The sequence below is a fragment of the Streptomyces sp. NPDC030838 genome, from assembly GCF_055572035.1.
Map to the genome: position 1 here is coordinate 13693 of NZ_JBVIED010000009.1, position 19453 is coordinate 33145.

18 protein-coding genes are annotated in these 19453 nt (G+C 74.2%); 14 read left to right on the plus strand and 4 right to left on the minus strand.

Annotation, left to right across the window (positions count from 1 at the left end; genetic code table 11):
• Positions 1–49: 49 nt before the first annotated feature.
• From ACZ42A_RS22780 to ACZ42A_RS22840, 13 genes are all read left to right on the plus strand, one after another.
• Positions 50–988: a 5-dehydro-4-deoxyglucarate dehydratase gene (locus ACZ42A_RS22780; protein ID WP_468529083.1), complete on the plus strand. Its 939-nt coding sequence runs from the start codon at positions 50–52 to the stop codon at positions 986–988.
• Between the two features lie 127 nt (positions 989–1115).
• Positions 1116–2453, plus strand: a complete 1338-nt coding sequence (locus tag ACZ42A_RS22785; RefSeq protein ID WP_468529084.1) for a gluconate:H+ symporter — start codon at positions 1116–1118, stop codon at positions 2451–2453.
• Between the two features lie 38 nt (positions 2454–2491).
• Positions 2492–3820: an enolase C-terminal domain-like protein gene (locus ACZ42A_RS22790; RefSeq protein WP_468529085.1), complete on the plus strand. Its 1329-nt coding sequence runs from the start codon at positions 2492–2494 to the stop codon at positions 3818–3820.
• Between the two features lie 300 nt (positions 3821–4120).
• On the plus strand, positions 4121–4276 hold the full coding sequence (locus tag ACZ42A_RS22795) for a hypothetical protein (protein ID WP_468529086.1): 156 nt from the start codon (positions 4121–4123) through the stop codon (positions 4274–4276).
• A 14-nt stretch (positions 4277–4290) separates the two neighbouring features.
• Positions 4291–6198, plus strand: a complete 1908-nt coding sequence (locus tag ACZ42A_RS22800) for a YcaO-like family protein (RefSeq protein WP_468529087.1) — start codon at positions 4291–4293, stop codon at positions 6196–6198.
• Between the two features lie 55 nt (positions 6199–6253).
• Entirely contained in the window at positions 6254–7348 is a 1095-nt protein-coding gene (locus ACZ42A_RS22805; protein ID WP_468529088.1) for a hypothetical protein, read from the plus strand.
• A complete protein-coding gene (locus tag ACZ42A_RS22810) occupies positions 7345–8601 on the plus strand; it encodes a hypothetical protein (protein ID WP_468529089.1) in 1257 nt (418 codons plus the stop codon). The genes ACZ42A_RS22805 and ACZ42A_RS22810 overlap by 4 nt, the downstream gene beginning before the upstream one ends.
• Complete coding sequence (locus ACZ42A_RS22815; protein ID WP_468529090.1) at positions 8598–9575, plus strand: TylF/MycF/NovP-related O-methyltransferase; 978 nt, start codon at positions 8598–8600, stop codon at positions 9573–9575. The genes ACZ42A_RS22810 and ACZ42A_RS22815 overlap by 4 nt, the downstream gene beginning before the upstream one ends.
• Positions 9576–9580: 5 nt before the next feature.
• Entirely contained in the window at positions 9581–10612 is a 1032-nt protein-coding gene (locus ACZ42A_RS22820) for a hypothetical protein (RefSeq protein WP_468529091.1), read from the plus strand.
• A gap of 42 nt (positions 10613–10654) precedes the next feature.
• The gene (locus tag ACZ42A_RS22825) at positions 10655–11422 is read left to right on the plus strand and encodes a class I SAM-dependent methyltransferase (RefSeq protein ID WP_468529092.1); all 768 of its coding nucleotides are present in this window, start codon (positions 10655–10657) and stop codon (positions 11420–11422) included.
• Positions 11419–12669 carry an MFS transporter gene (locus ACZ42A_RS22830; protein ID WP_468529093.1) on the plus strand — a complete coding sequence of 417 codons (1251 nt, stop codon included), beginning with the start codon at positions 11419–11421 and terminating at the stop codon, positions 12667–12669. Before ACZ42A_RS22825 ends, ACZ42A_RS22830 begins: the two co-directional genes overlap by 4 nt.
• Positions 12663–13937 carry a hypothetical protein gene (locus tag ACZ42A_RS22835; RefSeq protein WP_468529094.1) on the plus strand — a complete coding sequence of 425 codons (1275 nt, stop codon included), beginning with the start codon at positions 12663–12665 and terminating at the stop codon, positions 13935–13937. The genes ACZ42A_RS22830 and ACZ42A_RS22835 overlap by 7 nt, the downstream gene beginning before the upstream one ends.
• A complete protein-coding gene (locus tag ACZ42A_RS22840; protein ID WP_468529095.1) occupies positions 13934–15127 on the plus strand; it encodes a peptidase M16 family protein in 1194 nt (397 codons plus the stop codon). Before ACZ42A_RS22835 ends, ACZ42A_RS22840 begins: the two co-directional genes overlap by 4 nt.
• Here ACZ42A_RS22840 and ACZ42A_RS22845 read toward each other — a convergent pair.
• The 4 genes from ACZ42A_RS22845 to ACZ42A_RS22860 all read right to left on the minus strand — a co-directional run bounded on the left by ACZ42A_RS22845 (position 15120) and on the right by ACZ42A_RS22860 (position 18169).
• Positions 15120–16355 carry a JmjC domain-containing protein gene (locus tag ACZ42A_RS22845; protein WP_468529096.1) on the minus strand — a complete coding sequence of 412 codons (1236 nt, stop codon included), beginning with the start codon at positions 16353–16355 and terminating at the stop codon, positions 15120–15122. The genes ACZ42A_RS22840 and ACZ42A_RS22845 overlap by 8 nt on opposite strands.
• Positions 16352–16912 (minus strand): DUF2087 domain-containing protein, encoded by a 561-nt coding sequence (locus ACZ42A_RS22850; protein ID WP_468529097.1) that lies wholly within the window; start codon positions 16910–16912, stop codon positions 16352–16354. The genes ACZ42A_RS22845 and ACZ42A_RS22850 overlap by 4 nt, the downstream gene beginning before the upstream one ends.
• A gap of 190 nt (positions 16913–17102) precedes the next feature.
• Entirely contained in the window at positions 17103–17843 is a 741-nt protein-coding gene (locus ACZ42A_RS22855; RefSeq protein WP_468529098.1) for a hypothetical protein, read from the minus strand.
• A gap of 44 nt (positions 17844–17887) precedes the next feature.
• Positions 17888–18169 (minus strand): zinc-ribbon domain-containing protein, encoded by a 282-nt coding sequence (locus ACZ42A_RS22860; RefSeq protein WP_468529099.1) that lies wholly within the window; start codon positions 18167–18169, stop codon positions 17888–17890.
• A 241-nt stretch (positions 18170–18410) separates the two neighbouring features.
• Between ACZ42A_RS22860 and ACZ42A_RS22865 the strand changes: the two genes are divergently transcribed.
• On the plus strand, positions 18411–19160 hold the full coding sequence (locus tag ACZ42A_RS22865) for a PP2C family protein-serine/threonine phosphatase (protein WP_468529100.1): 750 nt from the start codon (positions 18411–18413) through the stop codon (positions 19158–19160).
• Positions 19161–19453: the final 293 nt, after the last annotated feature.

A 19453-nucleotide genomic window follows, 5' to 3' on the forward strand; every position in this document is an offset into this window, starting at 1 on the left:
TATACGTAGACGCCGTCTTCATATGGAGACGCTATCCAGAGGAGTGGACGTGGAGGAAACCGCCGCCGTCGTCCGGCGACTGAGCGAGGGCATGGCCCGGGGCGTACTGTCCTTCCCCTTGACGAGCTTCCGCGAGACCGGCGACCTGGACCCCGGCGCCTACCGCGCCTACCTCGAGCACCAGCTCGCCACGGCGCCCGGCGCCGTCTTCCCCGCCTGCGGCACCGGCGAGTTCACGGCTCTGGACGAGGACGAGTACCGCACGGTCGTCACCACCGCCGTCGAGGTGACCCGCGGGCGGGTGCCGGTCGTCGCCGGCGTCGGCTACGGCTGGGCGCAGGCGCTGCGGTTCGCCCGGATCGCCGAGGACGCGGGCGCCGACGCCCTGCTCGTCCTCCCGCACTATCTGCTGCGGGCACCCCAGGACGGCCTGGTCGAGCAGCTGCGCAGGATCGCCGCCGGCACCCGGCTCCCGCTCATCGCCTACCAGCGCGACCAAGTCGCCTTCACCGCCGACACGTTGCGCCGCATCGCCGGGATCCCGGGCGTCGTCGGCCTGAAGGACGGCCACAGCGACCTGGACCGCCTCCAGCGGCTCACCTTCGCCGCCCCCGACGGCTTCCTGTTCTTCAACGGCGCCGCCACCGCCGAGATCCAGGCCCGCGCCTACGCCGCCGTCGGCGTCCCCACCTACTCCTCGGCCGTGCACGCCTTCGCCCCGGAGATCGCCCTCGCCTTCTTCGACGCCTTCCGGGCCGACGACACCGACCGTATGAACGCCCTGCTGCGCGGCTTCTACGTCCCCTTCGTCGAACTCCGCGACCGGCAGCCCGGCTACGCCGTCTCGCTCGTCAAGGCGGCCGCTCGGCTGCGCGGCCTGCCCGTCGGCCCGGTCCGCGCACCCCTCACCGACCCCGGCCCGGACGACCTCGCCGACCTCCGCAAGCTCGTCGACCACGGCCTGGACCTGGCCGGCGCCGGGCACTGACCGCGCGGCGCACCGACTTCACCCACAGGCACCACAGGCACCACAGGCACCACACGCGCCTGCACCCCAGGCACTACAGGCACCACCGGCATCCGGCCGGCAGCACAGTTCAAAGGGGAACTGCTCCATGCCACTTGTCGTCGTCGGGATCAGCGTCCTGGTCCTGCTGCTCCTCATGACGAAGCTCCGGCTCAACGGCTTCGCCGCCCTCCTCCTCGTGGCCGTCGGCGTGGCCCTGGTGCGCGGGATACCGGCGGCGGAGATCCCGGACGTCCTGGCCGAGGGAATCGGGGGACAGATCGGGGACACCATGCTCACCATCGGGCTCGGCGCCATGGTCGGCCGGGTGATGGGTGACTCCGGCGCCGCCCAGCGCATCGCCGCGAAACTGCTCGACATCTGCGGACCGCGCGGCGTGCAGATCGCCATGGTGCTCACGGCCATGCTCATCGGCGTGACGATGTTCTACGAGGTCGCCTTCGTGATCATCGTGCCTGTCGCCTTCACCCTGGTCCGCGTCACCCGGTCGAACCTGCTGTGGGTGGGCCTGCCGATGTCCATCGCCCTGTCCACCATGCACAGCTTCCTGCCCCCGCACCCCGGCCCCACCGCGGTCGCCTCGACCTTCGACGCCTCCGTCGGACTCACCCTGTTCTACGGCCTGTTCATCGCCGTGCCCGCCGGAGCGCTCGTCGCCCTGGTCTGGCCGCGGCTGCCGTTCGTCCGGGCGATGAACCCCTCGCTGCCCAAGGGGCTGGTCAGCGAACGCGTCTTCGAGGACGACGAGATGCCCGGCATCGGCTGGTCCCTGGCCGTCGCCCTGCTGCCCGTGCTGCTCATCGCGGGCGCCGCCGTGACCGACATGGCGACCTCGACGCGGAACGAGGTCGTGCACGCCGTCGAGTTCCTCGGCTCGGCCCCGGTCGCGCTGCTGCTCACGCTGCTCGTCGCCATCTGGGCCTTCGGGCCGCGCATCGGCCGCAGCCTCGCCGAGGTCAGCGCCTCCTGCAAGGGCGCCGCCCAGGCCATGGCGATGATCCTGCTGGTCATCGGCGCGGGCGGCGCCTTCAAGCAGGTCCTCGTCGACGGCGGCATCTCGGACTACATCAAGGACGTCACCCACGGCTGGTCCATCTCCCCGATCATCCTGGCCTGGCTCGTCGCCGCGATCCTGCGGATCGCCCTGGGCTCCGCGACGGTCGCCGTCGTCACCGCCTCCGGTGTCGTCCTGCCGCTGGTCGCGGGCAGCGGCATCCACCCCGAGATCATGGTGCTCGCCGTCTCGTGCGGCTCGGTCGCCTTCTCGCACGTCAACGACCCCGGCTTCTGGATGTTCAAGGAGTACTTCAACCTGTCGGTCCTCGACGCGATCAAGGCACGCACCACCTATACGACGGTGCTCGCGATCCTCGGCCTCGGCGGCGTCCTGGTCCTGGAACGCGTTCTCGACGCCCTGAGTCTGTGACCCCCGTCCACCCCGTGAAACCAGTGAAGGATTCCTCCATGCCCCAGCCCGTCGTCACCCGCTGCACCGTCTACCCGGTGGCCGGCCGCGACTCCATGCTGCTCAACCTCTCCGGCGCCCACGCCCCGTACTTCACCCGGAACGTCCTGGTCGTCGAGGACTCCGAGGGCCGCACCGGACTCGGCGAGGTGCCGGGCGGCGAGGAGATCACCCGCACCCTGCGCGAGGCCGCACCCCTCGTCGTCGGCGCCCGCCTCGGCGACCACCGGCGCGTCCTGCGCGCCGTCCAGGACAGGTTCGGCAGCCGGGACGACGGCGGCCGCGGCGAGCAGACCTTCGACCTGCGCACGACGGTGCACGCCGTCACCGCCATCGAGTCCGCGCTGCTCGACCTGCTCGGACAGCACCTGGAGGTCCCCGTCGCCGAACTGCTCGGCGACGGCAAGCAGCGCGACTCCGTGCGCGTCCTCGGCTACCTCTTCTACGTCGGCGACCCCGACCGGACCGACCTCGACTACGTCCGTGAACCCGACGCCCCCGTCGAGTGGTACCGCGTCCGCCGCGAGGAGGCCCTGACGCCCGAGGCGATCGTCCGCCAGGCCGAGACCGCCTACGCGTACTACGGCTTCCGCGACTTCAAGCTCAAGGGCGGCGTGCTGCCGGGCGCCGAGGAGGTCACGGCGGTGCGGGCGCTGAAGGAACGCTTCCCCGAGGCCCGGATCACCCTCGACCCCAACGGCGCCTGGTCGTTGCGGGAGGCCGTCGGACTGTGCCGGCCCCTGCTCGGCACCCTCGCCTACGCCGAGGACCCCTGCGGCGCCGAGGACGGCTACTCGGGCCGCGAGATACTCGCCGAGTTCCGCCGGGCCACCGGACTGCCCACCGCCACCAACATGATCGCCACCGACTGGCGCCAGCTCACCCACGCCCTCGCCCTGGGATCGGTCGACATCCCCCTCGCCGACCCGCACTTCTGGACCATGCGGGGCTCCGTGCGGGTGGCCCAGCTGTGCAACGCCATGGGCCTGACCTGGGGCTGCCACTCCAACAACCACTTCGACATCTCCCTGGCGATGATGGCGCACTGCGGGGCCGCCGCCCCGGGCGACTACAACGCCCTGGACACCCACTGGATCTGGCAGGAGGGCATGGAACGCCTCACCGTCACGCCCCCGCGGATCACCGGCGGCGAGGTCGCGGTCGACGACACCCCGGGACTCGGCGTCCGGCTCGACCGGGAGCGGCTGCTCGCGGCCCACGAGCTGTACCTGGAGAAGGGGTCGGCGGGCCGCGACGACGCCGTCGGGATGCGCTACCTGGTGAAGGACTGGCAGTTCGACAACAAGCGTCCGTGCCTGGTGCGCTGACGCGGCGCCCGCCCCCGGAGCCCGGCGCCGATCCGGCCATCGTGCGGATCCGAACACGCGTGCCGAGCTGCCCCGTCGGCACGCTGCGTCCCATCGGCCGCCAGAAGAATGCGCGAAACCGCAAGTAGGAGACGTGGCAGGCACGTTGATCCATGATCGTCCGAATTTGAACGGTCGTGACGGTCATGCCCGTTGGTCGACCGAGTGGGTGATTGACGCTCGCAAATCCCCGTCGATAGGTTGACGCGTCAGTTGGTTCGTCTGCGCAGATGATCCCCCCATCACCCGGGAGGCAGCACGATGAACGATGACCGCAACCCCGAGATCGACGACGTGACGGACAAGGCGTCGCAGGCCGACAGCGCCGAGACCACCTCGGCCGGCCGGGTGCCGTTCACCGTCGAGATGATGGAACTCGACAACAACCCGATCGTCCTCCAGCCGAAGTCCTACTGAGTCCCCGACACCCCATGGCTGACGCGCGGTTGACGACCACGCCGACGGCCGGATCACCGGGGAGCACGGGCTTCCCGTACCGTCTCGCCCCCTGGCTGGTCACGGCCGTCCAGGGGGCGGATGTCCATCTGCTGGGACCGGACCTGGCGCTCCTCAGGGTCACGGTCGGCGGCGGCGCCCCGGACGGGACGGCGGTGGCCCGCGCGGTCGCCCGGTCGCTGGGCCCCGTACGGGCGCTGTCGACGGGGTGGCTCGAACGCGGCGCGACACCCGCCGCCGCGTCCGGCAAGCGTCTGGCGGGTGCGGCGTACGAGCGTCCGGCGGGCGTCGTCCTGGCGGGCGAGGGCATGCCGCTCGGTGCATGCGCGGCGCTGTGCCGCCGGCTGACCGCCGGGGGAGCGGGCCGCTGGATCACCCTCCGCGCCGGGCAGGCGCTGCCCCCGGCCGATCCGCCGCCGTACGTCGTCCTGGCCGAGCACCGTACGTACCCGCACAGCCCGCCGCAGCCGGTCCCGCACGCCCCCGCCGACCGCGTCCTGTACCTCGGCGAAGCCTTCGAGGGCACCTACGTCACCGGCCCGGGCGGCCGCGGACCCGATGCCCGCTGGGCGTTCGAGGCGCGGCTCGACACCCTCGGACTCACCGGCCGTCCGCTGCCGTTCCTGCACCGCCTGCGCACGGACCCGGACGGTCTCGCCCGCGCCCTGCTGACCGCGACCGGCCTCGGACCGGACGAGGCCGTGCTTGTCGCCGGCACCCGCACCGTCGCCCTCTTCACCCCCGACGCGGTCCGCGCGACCCCGTTCCGGCGGATTCTCCGCACTCAGGCATGGACGTTCGGCATGCTCCGCGGCCTCACGGTGCGCCCGGGATCGGTGCCGGGCAGCCACGTCGCCACCTGCCGTACGCCCGCCGCACAGCAGGACCACCTGGAGGGCAACAGCGGCAAAGGCGTCACCGCCGGGGCCGCGATCCAGGGTGCCGTGGGCGAGGCGCTGGAGCGGTACGCGGCCTACGAGGCCAACGGAAGCCTGGCACCGGCCTCCCGGACCGCACGGCGCCTCGACCTCACGGACCTCCACCCGTACGGGCCCTCCTGGGAGCGGCACCGCGCGGCCGGCCACGCCGCGCCCGTGGCCCACGTCGAGGGCCGCGACCTCGCCGACGGATCCGCGGTGGCCGTGCCCAAGGCGCTCGTCGCCTTCCCGTACACCGGCGCCGACCGGCCGACCGACGGCACCACCACCGGCCTCGCCGCCGGACCCGACCTCGCGTCGGCGGCGCTCCGCGGGCTGCGCGAAGTCCTCGAACGGCACAGCCTGTACGGCTCGTTCACCCGCCTGCGGCCCGCCGTACGCCTCGATCCGTCCCCGGCGCTGGCCCGGCTCGGCCTCGACGGGGCGTTTCCCGGCGACCTCTGGGCGCTGCACTGGCCGCGCGACGGCCTCACACTGCCCGACGTCCACGCCTTCCACCACGATCCCGGCCTCGGCGCGCTCGTCCGGGCCAGCGGCTCCGGCCTCACCTTCGACGAGGCGCTGGACAGCGCCGTGGCCGAGCTGTGCCAGGTGCACTTCGAGGCCGTACGGGCCGGCCGGGCGGGCCGTCCCGCCGGTCCGGCGCACGCGGCGTGGGCACGGTCCGCCGTCGTCGAGGAGGCCCGCCGGTACCTGGACGCCCAGCCGTACAAGGACCCGCCCCCCGTGCCGTACACGGGCGAGACCGCGCAGTTCGACCACCTCGTGCGGTGCCTCGCGGACCGGGGGACGAGCCCGGTCGCCGTACGGCTGCCGCTGCGGGGCCCCGACTGGACCGTGGTCCGCGTCCTGGTGCCCGGCGCGACCACCTCCCCGCACGCGTCGCACAGCCGCGGCGGACGCCGTCTGCTCGACGCGCCCTGGACGCACGGCATACCGACCTGACACCACCCCGCACCCGCCCGCCGCCGCCCGCTTCGAACGCCGAAAGGAAGCCGCTGTGAAGACGCTGGAGGCCTTCCGCGATCTGGAGGACGCGCTCGCCGCCGTCGAACCGGCCGCGCACGACACCGCGGCCGGACCCGACGACGACGCCCGCCGGGCGCGGACCCTGGCCGCCGTCCTCGCGGACGCGGACACCCTCGCCCGGGTCGACCCCGGACTGCTGCTGGCCGACCTGCTGGCCGACCCGCGCCGCTGGCCCGAGCAGGACTGGGAGAACTACTTCGGCAACGCGTCCATCACCGTCATCCGCACCGACACCCTGCGGGTCGACGTCCTGTACTGGCTCCAGAACGCCTCGACTCTGCACAAGCACGTCTCGCCCGGCGCGTTCATGGCCCTCAGCGGACGCCGCGTCCACCTCGAGTACGCCTTCGCGTCCCCCGACGCGCTCGGCGACGGCGTGACGTTCGGGGACGTCTCGACGCTGAGCCGCACCATGATGCGCGACACCGCCGTCTCCCCGATCCTGCCCACCATGGTCCACGAGCTGTACTGGATCGAGAAGCCGTCCGTCACGGTGTCGATCCGCTGCACGCCCCGCACCGCGGAGCCGGACGGCACCCCGCCGCACCGCCCGCACGAGTTCATCCCGCCCGGCGCCGCCTACCTGCCCGCCGCGTTCCACCGGACGTCCAACGTCCAGCGCTGGATCGACGGCCTCGCCATGCTGCGCCGCGCCAACCGGGACCTGTACCGCGGCAGCCTCGACACGGCCCTGCGGCTGGTGGACCCGATCCATCTGATCCACGTGGTGGACGAGATGTGCGACAACCCGCCCGACGAGGTGACCGCCCTGCTGGAACGGGCGGACGCGGCACGCGAGGACGACGCGATCGCCCGGCTGCTGCCGGCGGTCCCCGAGTTCCGCCGCCGCAAGATCATGTCCCGTCTGCACGTGGGCGGCGGGGACACGCAGCTCCTCGCCGCGCTGCTGTGGTCCGGCGCCCAGGGCGAGGAACTGGCCACCCTGCTCAAGGCGGAGCACATCGCCGACCCCGACGCCTTCGTCCGCGAGCACGGCGAACGCCTGAGCGCCCGGGACCCGCGCGTCCAGCCGTACGTCGACCAGGCGAGGCGGTCCCTGCGATGACCGGACAGCCGCACGCGGGGCCCGCGTGGGACGTGGCCGCGTTCTGGGAGACGCACCCACGCGTGCTCGAACTCCCGCCGACCGCCGACCCGTTCGACGAGGAAGAGCTGTTCGCCCTTGTCTGCACCGCCGCCGCCCGGCGCGCCACCCTGCCCGACCCGCAGGACGTCCGGCTGTTCGCCGACGACCACTTCGTCAACCCGTCCCGGGTCGACGCCTACCTCCCCACCCGCGACGGTGACGGCGGCTTCACCGGCTACGCCCGGCGCATGCTGGCCACCGGCGCCACCTCGTTCGCTCTCACCGTCAACTCCCTCCAGCAATTCGACTGGGAGTTCTTCCGGATCCTGCGGCGGCACGTCGACCCCGTCCTCGCCGCGATCGGCGGCGGCCCGCCCGGCGGTGTCGACTGCCACGTCATCGCCTCCGTCTACGGCACCGCGCCGACGTACATCCACAAGGACACCGCAGGCGTCTTCACCTACGTGCTGAGCGGCCACAAGCGGTACTACACCTGGCCGTTCGAGGTGTTCGCCGACAGGGCCGGGCCCGAGGCGCGCCAGCGGCAGGTCAACCTGCCGTCGTCGGTGCGGGTCGAGGACCACCTGGACACCGCTACGGTCGTCGAGGGCGGCCCCGGAACCGTCCTGTACTGGCCGTCGGACCGCTGGCACTGCGCCACCTCCGACGGCGGGCCCGCGGTGTCCCTGCACCTCGCCCACTACCAGTGGGACGACCGCCTCGCCCTGCTGCTGCGCCGCCTCGGGCGCCTCGCGGGCGCCGAGCTGGGCACCGGCCGGTTCCACGGCGGCGGCCAGGACGGCGCGGCCGCCGACACCCACGTCCGCAAGACGGTCGCGCGGCTCCTGGACGACAGCGGGGGCCTCGACCTGGACCTGCGGCTGCGCCGACTCAAACGGGAGACCGCCTCCCACTTCGAGGTCGTCCCCCCGCCCCGCGACCTGCCCCGGCCGGCGCCCGACACCCCGCTGACCGTGCCCGCCGGATCGACCCTGGCCACCCGGACCGCCGACGGCACCACCTACCTCGCCGCCAACGGCCACATCCTGCGCGTCGGCGGCGCCGCCTGGCTCGACGTCTTCCTCCCCGTGCTCACCTCCGGCACGACCCGCACCCTCGCGGAGTGGGCGGGCCTCGCCCGCGCGGCCGGCGCCGGGTCGGACGCCGACGCGGCGACCCTGCTGACGGAACTCACCCGACGCGGCGCCCTCGACCCCGGGGCGGCGGCATGAACATCAACGACGGCGCCTTCGTGGCCGCCCGCGACGGACGGCTCGTCCTCGGCCACGCCGACCGCCCGTTCGACCTGTGGCAGGCCGACCCGGGCATCCTCGTCCTGCTCGCGGAGATCGCCCGCGGCACACCCCCCGAGCAGCTGGCCCAGGCCCTGTCACCCGTCCTGGCCTCCGACCCCTCGGCCCTGACCGCCACCGTCGACCGACTGCGCCAGGCCGGCATCGTCACGGACGCGCCGCGGCCCGCCCTGCGCGACGTCAACGTGGAGATCCCCAAGGCCGTCTCCGCCGCCCCCGACCTCGACGCCGACCCCGAGTTCCAGCGCGCGGCGCGAGCCTGCGACGACCTCACCCTCACCTCAGCCGCGGCCCGCTACGCCCTCTGGACGGCCGTACGCCACATCGCCGCCGCCGGTGTGCCCGGCGCCCTCGTCGAGTGCGGGGTGTGGCGCGGCGGCAGCATGCTGCTGGCGGCGCTCGCCCTCACCGGCGCGGGCGTACGCGACCGGGACCTGTACCTGTACGACACCTTCGGCTGGGACTGGGAACGGCCCGGCGCGCAGGACGGCTTCGTCGGACTGGACGCCCCGCCCGCCCCCGCCGGAGCGCCCGGCCACATGACGGCCGGCGTGACCGCCGCCGAGGTCCACGCCCGCATCACCGCCGCCGGCTACCCGGCCGAACACGTCCACTGCGTCCCGGGCCTCGTCCAGGACACCCTCCCGGAACACGCCCCCGACACGATCGCCCTGCTGCGGCTCGACACCGACCAGTACGAGTCGACCCTGCACGAACTGCGGGAGCTGTACCCGCGGGTATCACCCGGGGGTGTCGTCCTCGTCGACGACTACGGCAAGCTGTCCGGGGCGACCCGCGCCACGGACGAGTACCTCGCCGGACTGAAGCATCCCGTGCTGCTCCACCGCATCGACACCCAAGGCCGCATCTTCGTCAAGCCCGCCGAGAGGTAGCCCGCATGGTCGCTGTCATCGACTCCGCCGTACGCCCCCGCTTCAGCCGTCACGTCACCCTCGAGGTGGCCGGGGACACGGTCCGCATCCAGGACGGCACCTACCGGGCCGCGCTCCCGGCCAACGACGTGTCCCTGCCCGCGCTGCGCCGGCTGACGGCCGGTCTCTCCCCGGACGAACTCGTCGCCGGGTTCCGCGACCTGCTGGACTGCGACGAGACGGAGGCGATCGGCGCCATCGAGCGGCTGTTCAGCGCCGGCCTGCTGGTGGATCCCGACGCGGCCCGGCTCGACCCGGTCCCCGGGGCGTACGTCGCCTGCCGGCTCGTGGACACCTTCCGGCGGGAGTTCCCCCGGGTCCTGTCCGGCGCGCCGCTGCTGCGGGACCTGGCCGGCGAACCCCATCGCGGGCTGGCCCTGGGCTTCCTGGCCGAGACGTACTTCGTCGTCCGCGCCGCGTCCTGGTCCACCGAACCGGTGTTCCGGCACCCGATGACCGCCGTCCAGCGGGAGGCCCTGGAGGACTTCCGCGCCTCGGAGTCCGGGCACGGCGAGCTCCTCGTCGGCGGCTTCCCGGCCGCCGGACTCGACACCGAGGCGCTGCGCCACGCCCGCGAGGCCGCCGAGACGATGGCGTACAGCCACTCCTACGGCGCGTTCGCCTGGCAGGGGGTCGCCGAGTTCGCGGCGGCGCTCGTGCTGCCGGAGGTCCCCGCGCACGGCGGCGACGGCGCCCGCCCCGGCGTCGACGTCCTCGACCTGCTCCAGGACCGGCACGGCGTCCCCGGGCGGGTGCTCGACGCCTTCCGCGCCCACGACGCCGAGGACGTCGAGGGCGACCACGGCGGACTCCCGGCCCTCCTGCTCTCCGAGGAACGCGGGCTGACCCCGGCCCGGGTCGACCATCTCTTCGTCGTGCTGCGGCAGATGCTCGACCTCTACCGCGGTCACCTCGACGCCGTACACCGCCGCTACGCCCACTGGCACCCGGACCCCGACGGCCCCGCCCGGCTGCCCGACAACGCCCTGCGCTACTGACCGGCCCCGGCGACACCCGAACGACGGCACCAGGAAGGCCGTATGACATCGACCGAGATCGACTTCGACCCCGGCAGCGGCTTCTACAGCGGTCTCATAGGGACCGTGTACGCCGCCGCCATCAGCGACCAACGGTTCGGCGAGGACGAGGTGTTCACCGGCATCGTTGCCCGCGCCGGGGGCACCGCCCTGGAACTGGGCAGCGGCACCGGACGTCTGCTGCTGCGCCTGCTGGCCGCCGGTCACCGTGTGCACGGCCTGGAACTCTCGGCGGAGATGACCGCGGTGTGCCGGACCGAGGCCGCCCGGCTCGGCCTCGACCCGGTCGTCCACCAGGGCAGCTTCGCCCCGCTGGACCCCGCGCTCGGCGGCTACGCGGCGCTGTTCTGCCCGCTCAACGCGTTCAGCTTCGTCACCGACGACGACCTGGCCCGCGCGTCGCTGCGCAGCTACGCGGCCGCGCTCGTGCCCGGCGGCACCCTCGCGCTCAGCGGCTCCGCTGGCGATCCGGACGTGCTGCGCACCCGCACCGGCTGGGTGCGCCGCCCGGACGTCCCGGTCGGCGACGGCCGCACCGCCCGCGTCGAGGAGCGGCGCCGCACCGAGGACGACGGACGTCTGCTCAGGGTCGAGCGGACGGTCCACGTCGTCGACCGGGACGGCCGGGTCCGCATGGCGGAGGAAGGCACCCAGCTGCGCCGTCTGCGACCGATGGCGGACCTCGCGCAGATGTTCGCGGAGGCCGGGTTCACCCACCTGCACGCGTTCGGCGACGACGCCGACTACGTCCTCACGGGCCGGAGAAGATGACCCACACACCCACCCTCGGCGGCACCCGCCGCCACCACCCCGCGGCCGCCGCGGTCTTCCTGCTCGCGGTGTTCGTCTCCGCCATGGGCGACGAGATCGCGGCCATCGCCGTCCTGGTCGAACTCGCCGGCGACGGCCGGTCGCTGCTCGTCGCCGCCCTGCTCACACTGCAACTCGCGCCGGCGGTGCTGCTGGCGCCGCTGGCGGGCCAGTTGCTGGACCGCCGGGACGCGGGGCGGGTCCTCGTCCTGGTCTCGCTCGTCCAGGCCGCCGTCCTGGTCGTGATGAGCGCCTGGCCGACGACTCCCGTCCTGCTCACCGGCACCACCGTGGTCGGGGTGTGCGCGGCGGTCGCCACCCCCGCCGCGATCGTGCTGATGCCCGTCCTCGCCGGGGAGGCGTTCCCGGCCCGTGCCAACGGTCTGCTGGAGGCGGGCCGCGCCGCCTCCACCCTCGTCGGGCCGGTCCTCGGCGGTGTCCTCGTCGCGGTGTGGGGCATCCGGACCGCGCTGCTCGCCGACGCCGTCTCCTTCGCCGTGGCGGCGGTCGCGGTCGCACTGGCCCGGGTGCACCGGCCGGTGGACGGCGACGGCGGACCCTGGTGGCGGGGCGCCACGGACGGCGTGCGGTTCCTCTCCCGGCAGGCCGAGCTGCGGGCCGTCCTGCCGGTGGTCGTCCTCACCGTCTCGGCCAGCTCCATGGTCAACGTCGCCATGGTGTTCTTCGTGACCGGCCCCCTCGACTCCGGCGGCACCGTCCTCGGCGTGCTCACCACCGCCTGGGGCGCGGGCGCCCTGCTCGGCGCGGCTCTTGCCGCCCGCCGGGAATGGGCCGCCCCGGAGCGGGCGGTGCTGGCCGGCGCGGCGGCCATGGGCCTCGCGATCGTGCTGTTCGGGGCGTTCACGCTGGTCGGCGTGTCCGTTGTGATGGCCGTGTGCGCCGGAGCAGCCAACGCCTACCAGAACATCGCCATGCGGACCTCCGTCCAGACGCGCACCCCGGAAGCCCTGCGAGGCCGGGCCCACGCCGCGGCCGGATCGGTCGTGAACACCTTCTTCCTGGTCGGCTACGGCCTCGGCGGCCTGTTCGCCGCCGCCCATGCCCAGGCCACCTTCGTCGTCTCCGGACTGGTCACGGTGGTCGCGGCGGTCACCGGGCTGGCCCTGATGGCGGCCCGGCACCGCACCGCGCCACCGGCGCCCGCCGACCCCGACCCCGATCCGGACCCGGTGGACACGGCGTGCTGAGCGCCGTACGGGACGGCTCCCCGCGCACCGCCGTACGGATCGTCCCGGACAGCCCGTCCAGCGTGGTCTGCGTGGCCTTCGACCGCGGATACCTCGACGACCCGCCGCACCGCCCCGGCCTCGCCCACCTCTTCGAGCACGTCTGGTTCGCCCACGAGCCCCGCGGGCTGACCCTGGAGTGGGGAGAGACCACCGAGCACGCGGTCCTCCTCCACCACGCCTGCCCCCCGCAGGAGACGGCGACCGTCGTCCGGGCCGTCGCCGCCCGGCTGGCCCGCGTCACGGCACCGCCCCCGCCCGCCCCGATCCGCGCCGCCCTCGACCTGATCCGCCTGGAACACCGCGGCCTGCGCGAACACCCACTGCCGGGCTTCCCGCGCCGCCACCTGGCCGCCCTGCTCCGCGGCGACCCCGGCTTCGACCCCGTCCCGGTCCGGGCGGACACCCGCGACCTGCCCGACCTCGCCACCGAACTCGGCCACTTCACGCAGGGCCGCGCCTACGCGGTGACCCTGGCCGGTCCCACGGCCACACCGACGGCCGACGACCTGGCCCGCATGTGCGGCGCGCCGGGCCGCGCCGCGGAACGAGCCCCTGCGGCTGTGAGCCCGGCTGCGGGTGGGATCGCCGGTCCGGACTCCGCGTCCGTGCGCCGGGCGGCCGTGGGCGGGATCGGCGTGCCGGACTCCGCGCCTGTACGTCCCTCTGTGGGCGAGACGGGCGAACCGGACCCCGCGCCCCTCCGCCCCGCCCTGGGCCGGATCGCCACCGACGGCGACAGCGACACCGCCGCCGACGCCCGCGCCCTCGCCTGGGTGCTGCCCCGCACCGCCGAGGTCGCCGCGGCGTCCTGGCTGGCCGCCGGGCTGCTCGAACGGCGGCCACCGCCGCCCGGCACACGCTGGCTGTCCGGGCGGGCCCTCGCGCCACGGGCGGTGGCACCGGTCCGCGGCGGCCACCTGTACGCCATGGCGGCGGCCACCGACGGACGGGACATCCCGCTGCACGACGTCCTCTCGCCCCTCCCGCGCGTCGCGACCGCCGATCTCGCCCCTGTCCGGGCGGCGATACGGCAGGACCGCCCCGACCCCGCCGACCTCGCCGCTCTGGACGCGCTGGACCTTCTGCACGGCAGCTCCGGCCACCCGTGCGGCCCCGACGACGTACTCGCCGCCGTGGACGCGGCCGACGCCGCCACGCTGCGCCGGTTCGCCGACCTGCTCACCACGGGCCCGCGCGCCGAGATCGCCGAGCGGTCCGGCCGATGAGCCGTCCCGCCACCGACGGCACGGTATGCGGCGCCGACCGCGCCGATCCCATCCGCAGCCTGCGCTGCTACGTCACCGCCGACGCGCCCCCGCGCCTGCAGATACGCCTCCTCGGCGCGCTACCCGACCGCCCGGCCGCTGCCCGGATCGTCGACGACGCGTTGGCGCTGCCCCGCGTCTGGGAGCGCTGTGCGCCTCTCGGAGAGCCCCGCCCGGTCATGGACCACGGGCGGGTCGTCGGCGTGGAGGTCACCCCTGTGGACCCGGACCCGTCACGGCTCTGGGACGCCGCGGAGGCCCTGCGCCGGCCCCCGGCCGCGACCGTTCGCGACGAGGGCACCGACCGGGCCCTTGAACGGGCTGTCGCCATCCGCACCCGCACCTCGTACGACCTCGCGGCCCTGGCCACCGCCGCACTCCGCGACCCCGCGCAGGCCACCTCCACCCCGGCCCGGCTCGGCGCGGACGCCCTCATCGCGCGGCTGACCGAGGATGCCCGCAGACTGACCGTCCAGGCCCCCGCCCCACGCGTGATCCTCACCGCCGCCCACCCCGCCGCGCACCTTCCCGCCCCGTTGCCGCCTCCGGACCCGAACCTGCCGGTCCGACTGCCGCGCGGCGCGCCCCCGCCCGCACGGCTGGAGATCACCTCGCACCGCGCCGAGACGGCCCACCTCCAGATCCGCCGGGCCGTGCCACCGGTGGGCACCGTCCGGGAGCTCGCCGCGGTGCTCCTCGCCAACCAGGCTCTGTGCGGCCCGTACGGCTCGCTCCTCGACGACACCCTGCGCTTCCGGCACGGCTTGACCTACCTCTGGGACTGCCTGCTCGACCTGGAGCACGGGGAGTTCGTCATGCTGGCGGCGCCCGATGTCAGCGCCGTCGACCGGGTGATGGCCCTCGTCCGCGCCGTTCACGCCGACCCGGCGGCCGTGCCCGGTGAGGCGGCCGACGCGGCCCGGCGCATCGTACGCACCCGTCTGCTGCGCCGACTCGGCCCGGCACCGCGCGTGCTGGCGACCCAGGCGGAGGCGCAGTGCGCCGGACTGCCGGCGCGGTTCGTCGGGTCGCTGCTCGCCGCTCTCCGGGTGGTGTCCGACGCCGAAGTGGCCGCCGTGGCGCGGGCGGTCGCCGCCGAGCCCCTGGCCGTGACTCTCGTGCTCCCCGCCCGCGCGAGCCGCGTCAGCTGACGTCCACGGCACCGGCGAGATGGACGGCGTCCAGAACCGCCGCCGCCTCCGGGTCGAGTCCGGCCGCGGTCCGCCACGGCGCCAGGGGAAGCACCGCTCCGGCCTGAAGGGAGGCCAGTGCCGTCAGCAGCGCCACCGTCGTCTCCCGGTACGGCACGCGGAACGAGCGGCCGTTGGCCGCCACGATCACCCGGCTCGGGTCACCGGCGTCCCGCGCCCACGACACCGGGGCGCGCTGCACGGCCACCGCGTCGCCCGTGCCCCACGCCGGCGGCTTGTCGCGCGCGAGGGGCGGCAGGATCTCGAAGTTGGCGGTGCTGTGGCGGGCCAGTGCCCACTCCTGCACGGCCGAGGTGGCCGCGTCCGCGGCCTCGCGCCCGAACACCGGACCGTCCGCGCCCAGCGCCCGCTCCGACCGTTCCCACCGCGGCGGACCCGCCCCGACTCCCGCCCGCGCGAACGCGCCCGCCCACACGGGAGTCACGTCGCGGAAGTTGTGGGTGGCCAGGTGCAGACTCAGGGACGGCCGCCCGTCCGACTCCGCGCAGTGCCAGTACGACGCCGGCCAGTAGAGCACGTCCCCCGGCCCGCCGGTGAGCCTGCGGGGCGGTACGCCGACGGCGTCCGGCCCGACCTTGAGGGCCACGTAGTCGTGCGCCGGATCCGCGTCCGCCGGAACGTGTTCCAGCAGGGACTCGTACGGCCACAGCAGCATCGTCTTGACGCCCTCGGCCACGAACATGAAGACGTCCGCGGTGTCCTTGTGGATCTGGGTCGGCCCCGTGGCGTAGGAGCCGGCGACGACGAAGCAGTCCGACACACCCGCCGGAAGCCCGTCGTCCGTGTCCCGCAGCCGTACGAACACCTCGCGCGCGTACCGGTACAGCTCCGGGGAGACGGACTGCGCGGAGTTGACGACGAAGCTCCAGTCCGTACCGAGCGCGCGGGAGACCCGTGCGGCATGACCGGCGAAGTCCTCCTCCGCGTCGGGCAGGTAGGGGCCCATGCCGTCCGGCACCGGGGGAGCGGTGAACAGTTTGACGTCGTCCGTACGGCGGTGCGTGCCCGCGCGGACGGCGGCGCCGATGCGGGCGTAGATGCCGTACACGTCCACCGACCCGAGTCCGTCCAGCCCGCGCACCACACACGGGCGCCGCCGCCAGGCCCGGGCGAAGCCGGCGACGTCGTCGAAGTCGACGACCGGGAGGTCGGGGTCCCCGCCCGTCACCGCGCGGCCACGGGGCTCGGCAACGGCCGACGGCGGTACTCCGCCGACCCCGAACGGTCGACCAGGGCGAAGTCCGCGAGCAGCCGCCGCAGCGCCGCCACGTCGTCACCCGCCTGCCCCAGCAGCTCGTTGACCTCGCTCTCGGTGAGCGAGCGGTCCTCCGGCAGCAGAGCGGCCAGGGCGAGGGCGATCGCCTCCAGGTCCTCGGGGCGCTTCGGCAGCGAGGCGATCCTGCCGTGCGTCAGATAGCGGCGCAGGGGAGAGTCCGGCGGGATGACGCGGTTCAGGACGGTGTGCTCGGCGACGGATTCGGCGAGCCGGCCCAGTGCCTCCAGCTCCGCCGTCAGCAGCCCCTCCTCGCGCCGGACCAGCCCGGCCCCGGTGAGGCGGACGACCTCCTTGGACAGGGTCCTGAGGTCGAGGCCCACCTTCTGCCCGAGATCCGCCAGGCGTGCGGGCCCGGATGCCGCGTTCAGTTCGACGACCGCGTTCAGAATGCTCAGCCGACGGCCGTTGGACAGCGCGGACAGCGCGTCCGCGGCGTTGCTGAGGGCCACGGATCCGTGGCATGGGGACGAACCGACAGGAACGGACATGCCGCCATCGTAGTGGCGCACCCTCCCCGGCGAGGGCGGATGGATCAGTCTCCGAGCGACCCGATCCGGCCAATCCGCAACAGACCTGACGATCCGTCATGACCGGTCCCCCTCCGGCCCTGCTCACCGCTCACTCCTCGCGTGCCGCGGATCACGCGCCGCCCCCGTCCAGCGCGCCGCTGATCCTGGCCAGGCGGGCGGGTGGGAGCGCGAAGTGGTTGGCCGGGTTGCGGTAGGAGTAGTCGCCGTCGCTGACCCGCCCGACGCCCTCGGCGACGGACCACCGCACGGCACCGGCCGGACCCTGGGCGTCCAGCAGTGCGGCGGCGAGCGGCTCGGGAGCGTCCACCGTCGTACGCGCGCGGAGGGCGGCGGCCAGGCGGTCCACCGCGTCGTCGGGCACCGCCGCGTCCCCGAACGCGGGCAGCAACAGCAGCAGCCGGGCGTGCGGGTCGGACGTGCTGCCGCCCGGCAGCCCGTTGTCCGTCGCCGCGCACAGCTCCGGCCAGGACAGCGCGGGGCCCATGAAGTGGCCCTCGTCCCGCGCGAGCAGTTCGGCGCGGTCCCAGTCCGGGTGGTGCAGGAGGTAGTCGATGCCCGAGTCGTCCGGGAAGGCGCGGTACACCACGTACAGCCGGTGGCCGCCGTGCAGCGGCACGGTGAAGACGGGCCAGTCCTCCCCGTCCTCCCCGTTCATCAGCCGCCGCTGAAGGTCCGCCGCCGCCTCCTCGTCCGCGCCGAGCAGCAGCTCCTCGGCCTCCGCCTCGGCGGCGCAGCTGTACAGGTGCCCCAGCCAGAACAGGCACTCGTCCAGAAGTCCGGGGCGGTGGATGAAGGGGCCGCCGTCGTAGCCCGGTATGCGGGCGGGATGCGTCGTCGCGCTGTTCGTCACGCCCCTCATCATGCCGCCCGGCGGCACGGCGCCCGGCACCGGTCTCAGTGCCGGTACGGCTGCTGCTGGGGCTGCCCGTAGGTCTGGCCGCCGGCGGCCTGCGCCTCCAGCTGTTCCGCCTGCTCCTTCGTGATCTGCTGCTCCGCGCCGCAGAAGGTGCACTGTGTCATGTACTTGGTCGAGAACGGGAACAGCGGCACGAAGAACAGGGTGAACTTGGTGACGCGCTTCCTGAGGGTGTGCGCGGCCGGATTGCCGCAGCGGCCGCAGACCAGCGTCAGTATCGCGAGCTGGTACAGGTACCCCTTGGTGCCAAAGATGATCATGTTGCTGTTCCCTCCCGAGTCGTGCCTGCCGGCACCGTGCCGGCCGGGCGGTGCGTCACGCCCACGACTCCAGTCTTCCGTACCTTCGGGTGAGCGTCCTGACGCCCCGGGTCCGGCCGGCCGCCCCGCGATCATGCCGTGGCCCGGCGCCGTGATCGCCACCGGCCGATCGCCGGCCTTCCTAGACTGGTAGGCAGACCCGGCCCCGCCGACGCGGCCGGTACGGAAGGCGGTGCGCCCCATGCAGTACGTCGCTGTGAGTGCGCTCAGCCACCCCGGGCTGCTCCGGACCCGGAACGAGGACAGCCTCGTCGTCGGGCCCTGGACCCTGTGCGCCACCGTGACCGAGAGCCCGCAGACCCTGGTCTTCCCGCTCGGCGGCCCGCTCGTCGTCGCCGTCGCCGACGGCCTCGGCGGGCACCCCGGCGGCGACGTGGCCAGCTCCCTCGTCGTCCGCGGGATCGCCGCGAACGGCCCGGCTCTGACCAGCGAGGATGCCGTCCGGGACACCCTCGACGCCTGCAACCGAGCCGTCTACGAGGCCGCCGGCGGCGACGAGGGAGGCGAGCTGGCCACCATGGGGACGACGGTCGCGGGCGCCGTCGTACGGGCCGACTCGCTGCTCGCGTTCAACGTGGGCGACAGCCGGGTCTTCGCGGCCTCCCGGGACGGGCTGCGCCAGCTCAGCGTCGACGACAGCCCGCCGCTGGAGCCGGGGCAGCGCACCACCTCCATCGTCACCCAGTGCCTGGGCGGCACCCCCGTCTACCGGGCCGTCCACGCCCATGTCACGCCCGTGCCCCTGGCGCCCGGCGACCGCTACCTCATCTGCACCGACGGCGTGACCGACCCGCTCACGAACGACGTCATCGAGGGCGTGCTGCGGGAGCACGACGACGGACGGGCGGCGTTCGAGCTGTGGAAGGCGGCCATCGAGGCGGGCGGCCCGGACAACATCACGCTGGCCGTCGTCCGCGTCGGGGAGGAATAGGCGTCGGGGGGAAAAGGCGCCGGGGGAGGGGGGAGCAGGCGTCGGCCGCCGTAACCTGAACGCCCCTGGGCCCAGGGGCGTTTTCTCTGCCCGCGCCCGCACTCGTTTCTCATGGGCCGGCCCGGTGTCCCGCTCCCGGCATGTCCGCTCAGCGAACATCCATGTCCGGCAAGCATCTTGACGGGACATCGACATCTCGCTGAACATCGGGCAGCACACACAGCACCCGCACAGCTCTGGCACCACCGCTTCAGGCACCGTCCGGTACCCCACCCTCGACGAGAAAGTGCGGA